This is a genomic window from Levilactobacillus lanxiensis (assembly GCF_016861655.1).
Lineage (GTDB): Bacteria > Bacillota > Bacilli > Lactobacillales > Lactobacillaceae > Levilactobacillus > Levilactobacillus lanxiensis.
On record NZ_BOLN01000012.1, the window covers coordinates 16,806 to 33,536 of the forward strand.

At 49.1% G+C, this 16,731-nt stretch carries 16 protein-coding genes; 1 reads left to right on the forward strand and 15 read right to left on the reverse strand.

Annotated elements, in window-relative coordinates; genetic code table 11:
- Positions 1–19: 19 nt before the first annotated feature.
- The 15 genes from JUF22_RS12835 to pdhA form a co-directional block, all read right to left on the reverse strand.
- Complete coding sequence (locus JUF22_RS12835) at positions 20–499, reverse strand: ComE operon protein 2 (protein ID WP_203646900.1); 480 nt, start codon at positions 497–499, stop codon at positions 20–22.
- Between the two features lie 45 nt (positions 500–544).
- Complete coding sequence (locus tag JUF22_RS12840; protein WP_203646907.1) at positions 545–1,282, reverse strand: ComEA family DNA-binding protein; 738 nt, start codon at positions 1,280–1,282, stop codon at positions 545–547.
- A 113-nt stretch (positions 1,283–1,395) separates the two neighbouring features.
- On the reverse strand, positions 1,396–2,445 hold the full coding sequence (locus JUF22_RS12845; protein WP_203646909.1) for a SepM family pheromone-processing serine protease: 1,050 nt from the start codon (positions 2,443–2,445) through the stop codon (positions 1,396–1,398).
- Positions 2,446–2,931, reverse strand: a complete 486-nt coding sequence (gene coaD, locus JUF22_RS12850) for a pantetheine-phosphate adenylyltransferase (protein ID WP_203646911.1) — start codon at positions 2,929–2,931, stop codon at positions 2,446–2,448. It abuts the gene before it with no gap.
- Entirely contained in the window at positions 2,928–3,491 is a 564-nt protein-coding gene (rsmD, locus tag JUF22_RS12855) for a 16S rRNA (guanine(966)-N(2))-methyltransferase RsmD (RefSeq protein WP_203646917.1), read from the reverse strand. Before rsmD ends, coaD begins: the two co-directional genes overlap by 4 nt.
- Complete coding sequence (locus JUF22_RS12860; RefSeq protein ID WP_203646919.1) at positions 3,488–3,781, reverse strand: YlbG family protein; 294 nt, start codon at positions 3,779–3,781, stop codon at positions 3,488–3,490. The genes rsmD and JUF22_RS12860 overlap by 4 nt, the downstream gene beginning before the upstream one ends.
- Positions 3,782–4,124: 343 nt before the next feature.
- Complete coding sequence (locus tag JUF22_RS12865; RefSeq protein ID WP_203646921.1) at positions 4,125–5,279, reverse strand: FtsW/RodA/SpoVE family cell cycle protein; 1,155 nt, start codon at positions 5,277–5,279, stop codon at positions 4,125–4,127.
- Positions 5,280–5,433: 154 nt separating this feature from the next.
- A complete protein-coding gene (typA, locus tag JUF22_RS12870) occupies positions 5,434–7,278 on the reverse strand; it encodes a translational GTPase TypA (protein ID WP_203646927.1) in 1,845 nt (614 codons plus the stop codon).
- Positions 7,279–7,414: 136 nt separating this feature from the next.
- Positions 7,415–8,206 (reverse strand): inositol monophosphatase family protein, encoded by a 792-nt coding sequence (locus JUF22_RS12875; protein ID WP_203646929.1) that lies wholly within the window; start codon positions 8,204–8,206, stop codon positions 7,415–7,417.
- 1 nt (position 8,207) lies between these two features.
- On the reverse strand, positions 8,208–8,498 hold the full coding sequence (locus JUF22_RS12880; RefSeq protein WP_203646930.1) for a UPF0223 family protein: 291 nt from the start codon (positions 8,496–8,498) through the stop codon (positions 8,208–8,210).
- On the reverse strand, positions 8,499–9,407 hold the full coding sequence (locus JUF22_RS12885) for a lactate dehydrogenase (protein ID WP_203646932.1): 909 nt from the start codon (positions 9,405–9,407) through the stop codon (positions 8,499–8,501).
- A 988-nt stretch (positions 9,408–10,395) separates the two neighbouring features.
- Positions 10,396–11,823, reverse strand: coding sequence for a dihydrolipoyl dehydrogenase (gene lpdA / locus JUF22_RS12890; protein ID WP_203646934.1), 1,428 nt, complete (start codon positions 11,821–11,823; stop codon positions 10,396–10,398).
- Between the two features lie 7 nt (positions 11,824–11,830).
- A complete protein-coding gene (locus tag JUF22_RS12895; RefSeq protein WP_203646936.1) occupies positions 11,831–13,156 on the reverse strand; it encodes a 2-oxo acid dehydrogenase subunit E2 in 1,326 nt (441 codons plus the stop codon).
- A gap of 80 nt (positions 13,157–13,236) precedes the next feature.
- Positions 13,237–14,214: an alpha-ketoacid dehydrogenase subunit beta gene (locus JUF22_RS12900; protein ID WP_125762994.1), complete on the reverse strand. Its 978-nt coding sequence runs from the start codon at positions 14,212–14,214 to the stop codon at positions 13,237–13,239.
- A 2-nt stretch (positions 14,215–14,216) separates the two neighbouring features.
- Positions 14,217–15,332 carry a pyruvate dehydrogenase (acetyl-transferring) E1 component subunit alpha gene (gene pdhA, locus JUF22_RS12905; RefSeq protein ID WP_203646937.1) on the reverse strand — a complete coding sequence of 372 codons (1,116 nt, stop codon included), beginning with the start codon at positions 15,330–15,332 and terminating at the stop codon, positions 14,217–14,219.
- Between the two features lie 280 nt (positions 15,333–15,612).
- Here pdhA and def point away from each other — a divergent pair, with 280 nt between their 5' ends.
- Positions 15,613–16,173: a peptide deformylase gene (def, locus tag JUF22_RS12910; RefSeq protein WP_203646939.1), complete on the forward strand. Its 561-nt coding sequence runs from the start codon at positions 15,613–15,615 to the stop codon at positions 16,171–16,173.
- Positions 16,174–16,731: the final 558 nt, after the last annotated feature.

The window sequence follows — 16,731 nt, forward strand, 5'->3', positions numbered from 1 at the left end:
AACCAGCGGTCAGCCGTCACTAATCTTGTTTAGGTTGATCAAACGGCAACGTCGACAATAGAGCAGGATCAACGGTCACTTGGTTTAACGTCACATGTTTCAAATCGATTAACTTTTGTGCGTATGGGTCATTGTGGTAGCTCCGCATGTAGGTAATCTTACGAATACCGGCCTGCAGCAGCATCTTAGTGCATTGAAGACACGGAAAGTCCGTCACGTAGATTTCTGCCCCGTCCGTTGCTTCCCCAAACTTGGCACACTGCAAGATGGCATTCATTTCCGCGTGAATCGTCCGGACACAATGACCGTCAACCATGTAACAGCCCTCGTCTAAACAGTGATCATCACCCGAAACCGAGCCGTTATAGCCCGCCGCAATGATGCGTTTATCCCGAACCACGGTTGCCCCGACCGCCAGCCGGTTACAGGTGCTCCGCGTGGAAATCACCAGTGCTTGGAGCATAAAATATTGGTCCCAAGGAATCCGTTCTCGTTTCATCACAATTACCCCTTTAGCAATTTTATTTTTTCAGTATACCACCAGTTAAGACGTCGTGAGTTGATCTTGTAAATTCGCCACGGTCTTCGCTCCAAATCCTGGAACCTGGGCCAAATCGGCCACCGTCTGAAAGCTCCCGTGGGCCTCGCGGTAATCAATAATCTTTTGGGCCTTCTTCTCCCCGATACCGGTTAACTGCTGCAGGTCCGCCACCGTAGCCGTGTTCAAATTCACCACGGCCGTAGGTTTGTCGTTTCCACCACTGGCAGCCGACGCTTGACTCCCCGGCTTCTGACTGCCACTACCAGACGTTGTTGTCGCCGTGCTGCTAGCCGGTGGCTTTTCTCCCTTAATGGGCACGTACAGCTGTTGCTGATCGGTCAACCGCGTGGCGAGATTGATCTGTTGCCGGTCCGCCCGGTTCGTCAGGCCACCGGCGGCCTTCAACGCATCGGCTACCCGCATGTCGGCGCCAAACTGATAGAGGCCCGGATGGGCGACCGCCCCCTGAACATCTACAAAGACCCGGGTATCGTGGCTACTCGCCTGACTGGACTGTCCTGCCATCGACTGAGTAGCCGGTCGGTGGCCACTGCTAATAGCCGACGACTGTTGCATTTGCCCACTTCCGGTTGCGGACGGAATCATGGTCGATTCGGCCGCCTGTGCGGGTTGCCGCAGCGCTAACCAGCCCCCCAGTACCACGACGCTAATACCAATTGTTAATCCTAACCACCGTTGCTGCCGACTCAACGTCAACCACCATTCTTGTATGCGACTCATTTTGCGCCCCCTTTACAGATTAACTGCGTAAACGGGACGCAAATATTTTTTATTTCGCCAAAAAATTTTCAAAAATAAAAGGCTGGAAAAATTCTCCAACCTCATCACAAATCCTATTTATGTGTCTCCAGGTAGTGCACGGCGTCATTAAACGTCTTGACCGGCACAACCTTCATGTTTGGCGCGTACTTCTTCGCCGTTGCTTTGGCCAATTGATAATTGGTCTGATGCTGCTCCTCATACTTCAGCAGGAGCTTAGACGGTTTCACGTACGGTGCAAAGAAGACCGTCGCCCCGGCGCGCTTGGCCGCGATAATTTTCTTATCGATGCCACCAATTTCGCCGACGTTACCGTCACCATCAACGGTCCCGGTTCCCGCAATCTTCCGGCCGTGGCGCAAATTTTTTCCGGTGACCTGCGAGTAGACCTGCAGACTAAACATCAGCCCACCAGAAGGCCCACCGATTTGACCCGCGTCGATGGAGACCTTGGGCTTCGCAGTGACCTTCACATTGTCCGTCAGCGTGATGCCGATTCCCGCCTTTTTGGTTGGCAGGCGCATCAGCTTCTTGGTCACCCGTTTTGTTTGACCATTGTGCTTATACGTAATGGTTGCCGGTTTCCCAACAGTTTGCTTCTGGATGTAACGTTGGTACCCGACCATCGAATTAAAATGGCGACCGTTGACCTTGGTCACGGTGTCACCCACCTTAAGCTTGCCAGCAAACGGTGACTTCGCATCCACGCTCAGCACGTAGATACCCAAATAACGCCGTGTCACCGGCTTGTGGGCCGCCTGATAGGCCGTGTAAATGGATTCATTGATCGCACTCTGCATATAAAAGTCCTGAACCTTGTCATAGGTGGCATTACTTTCGCCCCCAGTAACATCATCCACACTTTCAATACTGTAGTAAGAATTTAACTTCGCGTATAAATACGTGGCAGGACGCGCCTGTGACAGGGCCACGGACGTAATCATGTACTTGCCCCCATACTTATCGGGATGCCCCGGCATGCTCACAAATGATTTTAAATTATCCGCCTCGCCTGGTCCCTCAATGTATTTGGGGAGTGGCAGGAAGAAAAATGCCAAAACCAGCACCGAAAGGCCAATCGTTACGATAATTTGCCGCCACTCACGGCGGGTCAATTTCCACATTTACTGTTCACCTTCTAAGCGCGCAACCATGGCATGGGCCACCACGGGCGGTACCAAATTGGTGAGGTCCCCGCCAAAACGCGCGACCTCCTTTAACAGACTCGAGGAAACGAACTGATACTGGGGGTCCGCCATCAAGCAAACCGTATCAACATTGTGGTCCAGCGTCCGGTTCATCCCCGCGATGCCCTGTTCATACTCAAAGTCCACGCTGTTGCGAATGCCCCGGACCAGCACGGTCGCCTGAATCGACTGCATGAAGCTCACCGTCAGACCACTTTCGACCCGTACGCTCACGTTAGGCAAGTCTTTCGTGGTCTCTTCAATAAAGGCCACCCGTTCCGCCGTTGTGAACAGGCCGCGCTTAGAAGTATTCTGCCCCACAGCGACAACCAGCTGATCAAAAATCTTACTGGCGCGAGTAATCAAATCCAGATGGCCATTGGTCAACGGATCAAAGCTGCCTGGAAAGACCGCAATCGTCATTCAGCATCACTCCCCATTCCATAAATGGTCAGCTCAGTAATCCCGTAGTCCCGGCGTTCGATGAAGTGAAAGCCGTCAACGTCATCCGGTAATTTTGCCTGCTGGTCCGTTTCGCACACGATACGTGCCGTTGGTGTTAACAGATTTAATTCCCGTAGCCGTGCCATCTGCGCCACAATTTTTTGTTGGGCGTATGGCGGATCAAAGAAGACCAGGTCAAACTGGTCGCCACGATCAGACAACTCTTGCAGCGCCCGGTTCGCGTCCCGTTTTAAAATTTCAAAACGTTCCACGTCCTTGGTAACCGCTACGTTGTCCTTGATCGTTTGAATCGCCGCGTACTGACGGTCAATCAAAACGGCCTTTTCGATTCCCCGGGATACGGCTTCAATGCTGAGGCCCCCGGAACCGGCAAAGAGGTCCAGACTCCGGCCACCCTCAAAGTAAGGCCCAATAATGTTGAACAGGGCTTCCTTAACTTTATCCGTGGTTGGTCGCGTGGCCATGCCAGGAACGGCCTTCAACCGCCGGCCACCAAAATCACCAGCTACAATTCTCATTCTTCATCATCCTCTGCTTCAGGGTCTTGGTGGGCCGTCATTTCTTCGGCGACCCCGTTAAACGTTTCACTGATTTCTGGCCGTGCTGAAGCCACTACGCGCTTCACAAAACGCAATTGACTCAGCTGGTCAGTTAAACTCTTGACGTCCTCTTGATTGACGTAGAGGACCACGTAACGCATCTTCTTTGACACGTACATCACGGTCCCGTAGCGCTTTAGTTGGCGCGTCTGCTTTAAGCTATAGGTATAGACAATCAGACTCTGCCGCGCTTGCATTTCAAATGCCATTCGTTCGTCCTCCTTCTTTTACGGGCTAAACCAGTCCGCCTCCGGGCTGGTGAAAATGGGCCGGGACGCGGTGGGCGGCCGTCCGGAGCCAAAGAACGGTCTCCAGACTTACTTTGAACCGCTGAAAAACGCGTTTCAAAGATACCAATTCCCTAAACGGCAAAATTCACCGTTAAGGGAATTCCCACGGCTAAGCCCATTTTCACCAGCCCTGCGGCTAACACTAGTTCATCTCATATAGAACTTTGCTATCATAAGTTATCATTTATTACTCAGAAACAATTTGCATTATCTCTAATTGCATCAGGAATAGATTAGTGGCTCAATACTTATACCTCACAAATTAGTTCGTCATCCGGTAACGCTTTTGCCGGGCACTAATGTTCATGACGACCCCCATTACCAGTGCCAGGGTCCACGTACTGGAACCCCCGTAACTGATGAATGGGAACGTAACCCCGGTGATTGGGAGGAAACCTAAGACCCCGCCCAGGTTAAACGACGTCTGCACAGCCAAATAGGTGGCCGCCCCGTAACACACTAGGGACTGATAAGTCGAATTGCTTCGAACACCGATTAGCACGGTCCGTAAGATAATCACAAAGAGTAATGTGACGACGGCCAGCGCCGTAATCAAGCCTAACTCTTCAGTCAAAATAGCCATGATAAAGTCGGTGTTGGGTTCGGGCAAGTACCCCGTCTTTTGGATACTATTCCCCCAACCGACACCAAAAATCCCCCCATTACTAATCGCATAATAGGAATTAACCAACTGTTGCCCCACACCTTGAGCATGTTCAAAGGGATTCATGAAGGCTACGATTCGTTGTAACTGATAGGACCCTTTTCCTGCGGACGACGTTGCTAACCAGGAAAGCGCCGGCATGAGCACGAAAATACCTAAAGCGATGATCCCGGTAAAAATAACCTTAGCCAAACGTGAGGCAAAACCGCTACTTAAGAACAGGACAAACATGATAGCCCCGTTGATGGCTGCCCCCCCTAAGTCGGGTTGCTTCATAATCAAGGCCAAAATAATCGCGCAAACTAATAGTGGCTTTTGCATCGTCGACCACCAACTGTATTCCTCTAAATCATCCTGGCGATTCGTAATCACGTTTGATAACCAAATAATGATATAGAACTTAATGAATTCAGCTGGTTGAATGTTAATGGGTCCTAGGCTGATCCAGCCAGCGGCCCCATTGACGGTTTCACCCCTAATCAGCAGGAAGAACAGCGCCCCATAGGCAAAGTACCCGGCGATCTTCAACAGTCGTTTATTCCGCAACTTATTAATGTTCATCATAATCATAAACCCCAGGATGGCTAATCCCAGGAAGACATACAGCGCCTGTTTAATTAAATAACTACCAGGGCTCCCCCCATTTTGCGTGCCGATGTCGGCACTGGCGGAATACACCATCACAATCCCGAAGACACTCAAAATCAAATAAGGCACCAGTAACCAATAATCCAAATATTTTAACTTTCGCATACGATTGATTCGCTCCAAGTCTACCGCCGTCTAGCGGTAATCGAATGCTCTTATTATAGCATAGCTCGCTCACGATTTTGGCACAAAAAAAAAACGGTAAGGCCCGTGAGTTCCCTCACTAGGTCTTACCGTTAAAATTTATTTAAGGTTTAAATTACTTCCGTGAAGCAGTCTTCCGCTTCTTGGCAGCCTTTTCACGTTCACCGGTGTTCAGAATTTGCTTCCGAAGACGAACGTGTTCTGGGGTGATTTCACAGTATTCATCTTCGTTGATGAATTCCAGTGATTCTTCCAAGGACATCTTCAAAGGTGATTTAACCTTGGCGATATCTTCAGAACCAGCGGCCCGGACGTTGGTTTGGTTACGACCACGCGTGATGTTGACAGAAATGTCGTTGTCACGGCTGTTTTGGCCGATAATCATCCCTTCGTAAACTTCAGTCCCGGCGTCAGTAAAGATGATCCCACGGTCTTGCACAGCCATGATAGCGTAAGTCGTTACCTTACCAGAGTTGATGGAAACCAAAGTCCCGTTATGACGACCAGGGTTCCAGTTCTTGATAACTGGCATGTACTTAGAGAACGTGTGGTTCATGATCCCGTATCCACGAGTTAAGGACAGGAATTCAGTTGAGTAACCGATTAACCCACGTGATGGGGCAATGAAGGTCAAACGCGTTTGACCATTCCCAACGGCTTCCATGTTCTTCATTTCACCCTTACGCTTAGATAAGGTATCGATGATTGAACCAGTGTATTCGTCAGGGGTATCGATTTGAACTGATTCGAATGGTTCGCAACGAACGTTATCGATTGTTCTGTAGATAACTTCTGGACGAGAAGCTTGCAATTCGTAACCTTCGCGACGCATCGTTTCAATCAGGATGGACAAGTGAAGTTCACCACGACCAGAAACGACCCAGGCACCAGGATTGTCGGTGTCATCGACACGTAAGGAAACATCGGTATGCAATTCACGCTTCAAACGTTCTTCGATTTGACGAGACGTCACGAACTTACCTTCGCGACCAGCAAATGGTGAGTCGTTGGTCCGGAAAGTCATTTGCAGCGTTGGTTCGTCAATCCGCAAGACTGGAAGTGGTTCCAACGTGTCAGGAGCCACAACAGTTTCCCCAACGTTGATTTCATCCATCCCAGATACGGCGATCAAGTCACCGGCTTGGGCTTCGTTGATTTCCAAACGCTTCAAACCGAAGAAACCAAATAACTTGGTAACCCGGAAGTTTTGCTTAGAACCGTCAAGCTTCATAACAGTAACGTTGTCACCAACCTTAACCTTCCCGCGGAAGATCCGGCCAATCCCAATCCGACCAACGAAATCGTTGTAATCGAGCATGGCAACTTGGAACTGTAAAGGTTCGTCAGTGTTGTCAATTGGGGCTGGAATGTGCTTGATGATAGTGTCAAAGACAGGCTTCATCGTGTGTTCTTGTGAGGAGATTTCTGGCTCGTAGCTAGAAGTCCCGTTCATAGCTGAGGCGTAAACCACTGGGAAGTCCAATTGGTCTTCGTCCGCACCTAATTCGATGAAGAGGTCTAAGACTTCGTCAACGACTTCGGAAGGACGGGCGCCTTCACGGTCAACCTTGTTGATAACCACGATTGGGGTTAAGTGTTGATCGAGGGCCTTCTTCAAAACGAAACGGGTTTGTGGCATCGTACCTTCGTAGGCATCGACAACCAACAGAACGCCGTCAACCATGCGCATGATCCGTTCCACTTCACCACCAAAGTCGGCGTGTCCTGGGGTATCCAAGATGTTGATTTGCTTGTCGCCGTAACGAACAGCGGTGTTCTTGGACAGGATCGTAATGCCCCGTTCCTTTTCGATTGCGTTAGTATCCATGGCACGGTCGTCAATGGCCGTGTGTTCGTCTAACGTATCGGATTGTTTCAGCATTTCGTTAACCAGGGTCGTCTTCCCGTGGTCAACGTGGGCAATGATGGCAATGTTACGGATATCATCTCTGATTTTCAAGTGTATTTCTTCCTTTCGTGCTTGGTGAATTAGATGGATCACGGCATGCTTACGTCTGTAAGTACGCTTATTGTAGCGTCAATAGCTGGTAAAGTCCATCCGTATCGGCCAGCCGCATAAAAAAACTGTGACAGGGTCACAGTGAGACGTCATCTTCTTCGATTCGGAGAATATCACGTTGCGCTTTTTTCGTCGCTACTAGTACAAGATTAGATGATAACATATCGAGTGGTTTTCCGTCAATAGTCGACACTTGAACCCCCAACTCATTTAGCAGGACTTGACCTGCCGCGATGTCCCAAGGTTTCAGATGCGAAATGTACCCCAACGTCTTGCCATTCATGATATTAATCATTTCGATTCCGGCACTTCCTAGGACGCGCATCCCCGAACTGACGTGAATAATTTCTTGCATGTGCGCCACATCATGAATCACTAAGGGACCACTGGCACCAATCAAGCCATCGGCCAACGCAATATCGGCCGGCGCTGCGAGTTGCCGATCATCGGCCCAAACGCCGCCCAGTTGCGGTCCACCGTGGTACAGCACGTCATTCATGACATCATAGATGTACCCTAACTGACCAACGCCGTCCTGGTAGATGCCAATCATGATGGCAAAGTTATCTTGCTGTTTCACAAAGTTCATTGTGCCATCAATGGGGTCAACGATCCAGACCCGACCGTCGAGACTGGTGAGTTCATCCCCAAAGCCCTCTTCGCCTAAAACCTGAGCGGTGGGATCAATTTCGCGGATACCGGCGATCAAAAATTTTTCATTGGCACGGTCCACATTAGTGACCAAATCTTTGCGATTACTTTTTTCAGCGACCGTCAAAGGATCTTGCATTTTCGTTAAAACCCGTTGCCGAGCCTCTTTTAATAACTTAATAATTGCGGTGTTGAGTTGCTGCCAATCTTGGCTCATGCTACGCCTGTCCTTTCATCTTAATCTGACCATCTTCCTGCCGGGCCCGTTTCATTGTCCGGTAAATGCTATACCCGGCTGCCTCTTCAAAAGACTTGTCGAGTTGTTTTTCCATGAATTTTTGCGGAACGACCGTCTGAAATGCCCGGTAGGCGTCCAACAGCTCGCTGCTAGCCACGCCGCGGGGCAACTCATACGCGTCTTCTACCCGTTGATAGAGCGCGGTCACTGCAACGATATCTTCAGTCGACCAATCTGGTTCTAAGGGGTAAGCATAGTTATTCGGTTCCATTTAAGCTCGTCCTTCCGTTTGCTGACCGGCAATGGTCGCAATGTTTTCCCGTAGCGTCGTAATCTGCTCGGTAAATTCTTGTTGTTCATCTTCAGATAAGACTAAATTAGTCAGATGCTTGACCCCACTACCATTCACCAACACAGGGGTCGCTGCGGCGTAAACTGGCGCCTCATCGTGAATATTCGTGACCGAGGCAATTAGGGGTTGATTCGTCAAATCGGCCTCTAGCAGGCGAATAAGTGCCATAGAACGCAACAGTCGTTGGTCCGTCCCAGCCTCACGTTGAAGCCAATGACTCATTTTACCTAAGTCATCCGCGTTAAACTTGGCGTCTTCGTTAGCCAGATACATCAAAATAGGGGCAGGCCCCACGTAAGTCCGGCTCCACGCCACAATGGGCTTATCTGCCGTCCCAACAACAGCCGCCTGAATCGCCGCCACGCCGACCCCGAGTCGTTCAGCCAAGCGGTACGTTAATAGCCGCGCCAATGGGAAGGTTCCCAGGCCCCAAATTTGGCTCTGGTTTAATCCAGAGAATTTCCAGGCAAAGTAGGTCAACAATTCATCATGCTCACCACAGAAAACTAATTGCCCCTTAAACCCATTTTCTACGATTCGGTTCATGAACACTCGTAATTCAGCGACTTCAGCCGCCGGAACGGTTTCAGCATCTGCCCGATCAAGTAAAACCAACCAAGTGGCCTTACCATAGTCCACGGCCGTCCCCACCCGTAGCGTCATCCGAGGACACAGGGCACTGGCCACCACCAACGCTTGATACCGCGGGGCGTCGTCAGTTACATTCGGGATCACAACACATTCCAATGGCAAATCTGCCACCAGTAATTGCCGGATAAACCGACTTGCCTGATCAAAGTTTCCTTGAATAATCAACGTTGGCTTCATAGTGACCCTCCTTTTGCCCAATTCACGTTCTCTCTCACCCAGACGCACACGGTGTGGTCCGGGTAAAACGCAAGTCATAGCTCCATTATAAGTGAACGCCCGGGGATAGCAAGCTGTAACAATCAACTTTTTATGTTCTAAAATTTTAAGAATGAGCACCCATTTCACACGCCTCTTGCCAGCGCCTACCGGGCGGTAAAAATGGGCCGGAACGCTGGGGGCAGGACGGTTGAAGCCAAAGTGCGGTCTTCAACCTCGCTTTGAACCGAAGACCACGTTTCAAAGTCGCCATTTTCTAGCCAAAGGCCAGCCAGAAAATCCCCCGGCTGAGCCCATTTTTACCACCCTCCCGGCTGACATATGTTCCCCAACAAGTTACTTGTTGAAACCCAGAAAAAGGTTGACTGTCACTGCCTGCTATCGTGCCTATCAATATTGTGCTGTCCTCCCAATCATAATCCAGTAAAACATTTCCGCGCCTTTTACCTCTACTGTGAGCGTCATGACTCAATGCCTTGACCGATACGAACGATGAAAGTTGCCACCTTGTTATCACCAGTCACACCCGTTGTACTGGGTTTGGGTTTGGGTTTGGGTTTGGGTTTGGGTTTGGGTTTGGCTAAACCCGTTTCACAGACCACCCGCCATCAAGAGCCGGAGGAAGCCAGGTGTGGAGACAGCTGTGTCGGTGATGTTGACCGGGTGCCCTGCCCGGTCTTACATCACGAGACGACTTTGGAAACTCGCGCACCCCAGCGAGGTTTCAAAGCGAGGTGCCGGACCACTTCTCAGGCCGGCACCGTTCCCCACAGCAGGCGGAACACCTGGAAGCCGCAGGTGGCCATGCCGCGTGCCCTTGAACCTGGTTTTGACCTTAAGGACCCTAAGCCCCTGACCCTAAAGTCCCAAACCAAAACCCAAGGACAGCAAAAAAGGCCGCCATTGCTGGCAACCTTTTCTGTAACGCTTTTTACAATCACGAGAGACTTTAGATATGGGTTGGGAAGCCCAAAGCGATATCGGCAGTTTCTTGGATTGGTTCGTTTAACGTTGGGTGTGGGTGAATGGTCAAGGCAACGTCTTCAACGTTCAAGCCGTCGTTAACGATGATTGATAATTCACCAGCCATGGTGCTGGCTTCAGGGCCAACCGCTTCGGCACCCACGATGTTCTTGTTGTCGTCATCCGTGTAGATGAACCGAACAAACCCATCAGCGGCGTCCAATGAAACGGCACGTGCGTTCCCAGCGAATGGGAATTGCGCAGTCTTGACCTTGATTCCCTTGTCCTTAGCTGCGTCGGCGCTGTAACCAACGGTCGCAATTTCAGGATCAGAGAAGCAGACAGCTGGAACACTCAGCCAGTCGTTAGCCGTCTTCTTACCGGAGATGGCACCAGCCGCAGTCTTGGCTTCAGCAAAGGCCTTGTGAGCCAATGCAGCACCAGGAACAGCGTCACCGACAGCCCAGATGTGTTCTGAAGCAGTCCGGCCTTGGTTATCGACTTCGATTTGACCATGGTCGTTCAACTTAACCTTGGTGTATTCCAAGCCTAAGTCGTCAGTGTTTGGCTTACGACCAACGGTGACCATGCAGTAGTCAGCCTTAATCGTAGATTCCTTGCCGTCGACAGCGTAGGTCACACTGACACTGTTGTCGTCTTGCTTGGAACTCTTAGCCATAGCGTTGGTGATGACATCAACGCCCTTCTTCTTCAACTTCTTAAGGACAACGGAAACCATGTCCTTAGTAAAGTTAGGCAGAATTGACTTCGTGCCTTCGAGGATCGTTACGTGAGCGCCTAAGCTAGCGTATGCACCAGCTAATTCAGTCCCAACGTAACCACCACCGATAACAACGAATTCCTTAGGGATTTCTGGCAAGCCCAGACCACCGGTAGAATCGACAACCCGACCTTCAAACTTGAAGCCAGGGATTTCGATTGGGTGAGACCCGGATGCAATAATAATGTTATTGAATTCGAAAGTCTGGCCCGTATCGGTGGACATGAACTGCTTTTCACCCGTAGGCATAACCCGTAGTTGGGTGTCACTCAGGAAGACAGCTTCCCCGTTAACAACGTCAACGTGGTGCTTCTTCATCAGCATCTTAACGCCGCTGGTCATCCGATCAACGACCTTCTTTTGCTTCCATTCCTGAGTCTTGGCGAAGTCGATTTCAGCTGACTTCGTTGAAATCCCGTAGGTGGAACCGTCTTTAGCTTGTTCCAAACGGTGACCCGCTTGAATCAAGGCCTTAGAAGGTACACAACCAACGTTTAAGCAGACACCACCAAGGGTATCGGACTTTTCAACTAAAGTGACCTTTTGGCCTAATTCAGAAGCCCGAATGGCGGCAACGTAACCGCCGGGTCCGGCACCAATGATGACGGTGTCCTTTTTTTCAACATCTGCCATATTATTCCTACCCTTCCATTAACAACATTGCAGGATCGTGTAACAATGCCTTCATGTCGTTCAAAATATTTTGAGCTAAGGCACCATCAATCAGACGGTGATCGTAACTCAGAGAAAGCTTCAACATACGACCAACAACGATGTCGCCATCTTCGTTGACGATAGGAGCCTTTTCAATCCGGCCAACACCTAAAATAGCAACTTCAGGTTGGTTGATAACTGGGGTAAACCAGCCACCACCGATTGAGCCGACGTTAGAAATCGTGATGGAACCACCGGCCATAGAAGCTGGGCTTAACTTGTTATCGTAAGCAGCTTGGGTGTTTTCGGAGATTTCCTTAGCAATTTCAAACATACCCTTGGAATCAGCAGCCTTGATGTTTGGTACGTAAAGACCATCATCAGTGTTGGTAGCGATACCAATGTTGTAGTAGTGCTTGTAAACAATTTCCTGAGTCGTGTCATCAATAGATGCGTTCAATTCAGGGTACTTCTTCATAACGGCAACCAAAGCCTTAACAATGTAAGGTAAGAAGGTCAAGTGGATGTCCTTGTCGGCAGCAGCTTGCTTGTACTTCTTACGGTTAGCCATTAAGTCAGAAACTTCAACTTCATCAAATGAAGTAACGTGTGGCGCAATGTCCTTGGAAGTACGCATGCTCTTAGCAATGATCTTCCGCATTGGTGACATTGGTTCACGAGTTTCCAGATCTGGGTTGTCAGCGTTCCAAGGCTTGATAGCTTGACCAGCAACGGCCTTGCCACCAGCTTCGGCAGCTGGAGCAGCAGCGGCTGCAGGTGCAGCGGCGCCATTGAAGTTGTCGATGTCGGCCTTAAGAACTTGACCATGATTACCAGTTGGGGCAACCAGGGTAATGTCAACACCCTTGTCACGTGCGTATTGACGGACAGATGGCATTGCCATAACTAACTTGTTAGGGTCTGAAGCGGCTGGAACACCAGTAGGTGCAGCGGCTGGAGCAGCAGGTGCTGCTGGAGCGGCGGCTGGTTCTGGGGCAGGTGCTGGAGCAGCTTCTTCAGCTGGAGCGTCGTCTGCAGAGTCGCTAGCTTTCGTCAAGTCAGCAGGGGTATCTGAACCATCGTCAATGACGATCAGTGGATCGCCAATTTCAACAGTGTCCCCTTCTTGTGCAACAATTTGTGAAATAGTACCAGCAACGGGTGATGGTAATTCCGAAACAGACTTATCGTTTTGGATTTCGACTAATGTGTCGTCTTCCTTAACTGCGTCTCCTTCTTTAACAAGCCATGAAGAAATTTCGCCTTCGGCCATTCCTTCACCAAGCTCTGGGAGTTTGAACGTATAAGCCATGGGAAAACTTCCTTTCTTTCATCTAATGCAGGATGTCTCCCACATCGTTAATTTTATCGTTTAATGTTTAGATGTTATTTTTAGTAGTTGAAGATTTCGCGAGCCTTAGCTTCGATATCATCGGAGTTAGGGATCCAGTCATTTTCAGCTTGGGCAAATGGGTAAACGCTATCTGGCGCAGCTACCCGGCCAATTGGAGCATCCAATGACATAATCTTGTCTTCAGCAATGTCTGATGCGACAACGGCGCCGACACCGGCCATCCGTTGTGCTTCTTGAATGACAACAACCTTGTGGGTCTTGTCAATAGAAGCATAGATCGTATCAGTGTCAATTGGTGACAAGGAACGCAGGTCAATAACTTCAGCAGAGATGTTGTCCTTAGCTAAAGCATCAGCAGCGGTCAAAGCTTCGTTGACTTCAGCACTGTAGGCAACGAGGGTAATATCAGTACCTTCGCGAACAACCTTAGCGGAGTCCAACGGAACAGTGTACTTGTCATCTGGAACTTCATCCTTCATTGAACGGTAAAGTTTCAAGTTTTCCATGAACAGAACTGGATCGTCGCTTTCGATAGCGGAAATAACCAAGCCCTTTGCATCGTATGGATTTGAAGGGGTAACTACCCGCAGACCTGGGGTACTTACGAAGTAGTTTTCCAAGTTATCAGCATGCATTTCGGCGGTATGAGTCCCACCACCAAATGGCGTACGGATGGTAACAGGGAAGTTCTTTTGGCCACCGAAACGGTAGTGGTCACGAGCTAATTGTCCAACAATCCCATCCATTGCTTCGAACGTGAAGCCCATGAATTGGATTTCAGGAATTGGACGCCAGCCAGTCAATGATAAACCAATAGCTAATCCAAGAATACCGGATTCAGCAAGTGGGGTATCGAAGACACGGTCTTCGCCATACTTGTCTTGTAAGTCAACGGTCGTACGGAACACACCACCGTTTTTACCAACATCTTCACCGAAGATCAACGTCTTAGGGTCATCGCTTAAAACTTGGTCCAGACCAGAAGTGATCGCTTTGATATACGTCATTTTAGCCATGATTACTTCGACTCCTTTGCTTCGAATTCTGCAATTTGCTTCTTAACAGCTGGAGTAGGAACATTGTAAGTCCACTTCAAGAAGTCAGAAACCTTTTGTGCAGGTGCTGCTTCAGCTTCCTTCATTGCGTCTTTAAATTCGTCTTTGTATTGTTCAACTAACTTGTCTTCTTGATCTTGTGACCAAACGCCCTTGTCAGTTAAGACCTTCCGCATACGAATTAATGGATCGGCATCGAACCAAGGCTTAGTTTCTTCATCGGTCCGGTAACGAGAAGGATCATCACCAGCAGAGGAGTGAGCACCATAACGGTAAGTTAAAGTTTCAATAACAACTGGACCATTACCAGCTGCGGCATACTCACGAGCAGCCTTTGAAACTTCGTGGACGGCCACGATATCCATCCCATCAACTTGGACGGAAGGAACACCCATGGCAACGGCCTTTTGTGCTAAGGTTTCAGCAGCAGTTTGCTTCTTCCGTGGAACGGAAATAGCCCAACCGTTGTTTTGAACGAAGAATACGGCAGGTGCTTGGTAAGCACTGGTGAAGTTAACTCCTTCGTACCAGTCCCCTTGTGAAGTACCACCATCACCGGTGTAGACAAACGCTACACGGTCTTCGTCTTTGTTCTTTTGGATACCCAGAGCAACGCCGGCAGTTTCAACGTATTGGGCACCAATGATAATTTGTGGGAACATCATGTTAGGATTTTCGTGTTGATTACCTTCAACATGACCCTTTGACCATAAGAAACCTTTTGCAACGGTAGTACCGTGTTGAATCATTTGTGGTAAATCACGGTATGCAGGTAACAGGAAGTCTTGTTCCTTAAATGCGGTAACACTTCCCATTTCACTGGCTTCCTCACCGGCAGTTGGAGCATAGAAACCGAGACGACCCTGACGGGAGAAGTTCATTGTTTGTTCGTGTAACGTACGCTCCCAAACCATTTTCTTCATGAAGTCAACAAGTTGGTCATCTGAATATTTTGCCAACGTGTCTGGATCAACAACCTTGCCATCTCCATTGATGACTTGAACCGGGTGCTTGTACGGATCGGCCATCGTAGCTTTGATTTTGGCAAAGTCTACAATCTGTTTGCTTCCATTAGCCATAAGTAACACTTTCCTTTCACTTGATATGAAATTGTTAACTAAAAGTGAGTTAACGTTGCGTTTCCTGACTACGTTTAAAATGTACCATTTTTTCACAGCTCTTGCAAGCCCTTTCATTGTGACAAATAAAGGGATTCGGCCAAACTCCTACTGCGAGTTGCGGTTTTACATTTTTCACTTTTTTTGAAAATAGAAACCGTTTTCTTTTCATTTCATTTCCTTTAACCGGTATGTTACAATAGTACGTAACTATATTTAATTTTTGCGGAGGTAATTGCTCTTGTTTCTCATGAAAGATATTGTCCGCGACGGCGATCCCGTCCTACGTCAAGAGGCTGCGGACGTGAAGTTCCCCCTCTCAGCGGAAGACCAACAACTCGCTAAGGACTTAATGGAATACTTAGTTGTTTCCCAAGACCCAGAACAATGTAAGAAATACGGTTTGCGCGCTGGCGTTGGCTTGGCCGCTCCCCAAGTGGGTGTTTCCAAGAAGATGGCTTCCGTGCTGGTGCCCGCACCAGAAGAAGGTGGCAAGTCACCGTTCACCGATGTCATCATCAATCCCGTCATCGTATCCGAATCCGTTCAACCCGGTGCCCTGACCGAGGGTGAGGGTTGCCTCTCCGTTGATAAAGACGTGCCCGGCTTCGTACCCCGTCACGACCGCATCACCTTACGTTACTACGACGTGACCGGTGAGAAGCACCAGATTCGCCTGAAGAACTACCCGGCAATCGTTTGCCAACACGAAATCGACCACTTACATGGCACCCTCTTCTACGATCACATCAACAAGGACGAGCCTTTCGCCCGTAATGATGACATGATCATGATTGAGTAATTAACTAGAATGACGTCGCCACCCTGAAAATTGGGTGGCGGCGTTTTTTAGTTTGCTAAACTAATCTAGCGTGGGTTTCAGCTTTCAGGATAAGAATCGGCCAACACCAATCGAAAAGGATTCAAGCTCTTCGATGCCAACCAGGCACCCAGGCTTGAATCCTTTTCGATTAACTCACTCTATAGTAGAAATCGCAAATTTCTTGGGGAACCTTCTCCCAGCCAAACACGGGATACCTCCCTAACCGACAGCAATGGCATGACGATTTCTAGCCAAAACAAACGTGTTTCTTCCATTATATTGTGATTGTTTTAACAATCTGTCTCTACACATCTTATCCAGAGTGTTTCAATAGCCTAGGTGTGGCTCCCATTTGCTTCTCGTGAAAACGACTGGCTGTAAGAGGCTGTGACATAACTAGCCTCTGTAGAACAAAAATGAGGCACGAAACCGAACTTTGGTTTCGTGCCTTATTTCCATACTCTTGATTCTCAAGCCGTCTTCTCCTGGTGGAGACTAACTTGAGGATATTCAATGCTAGAACGAGGATTCCAGTTT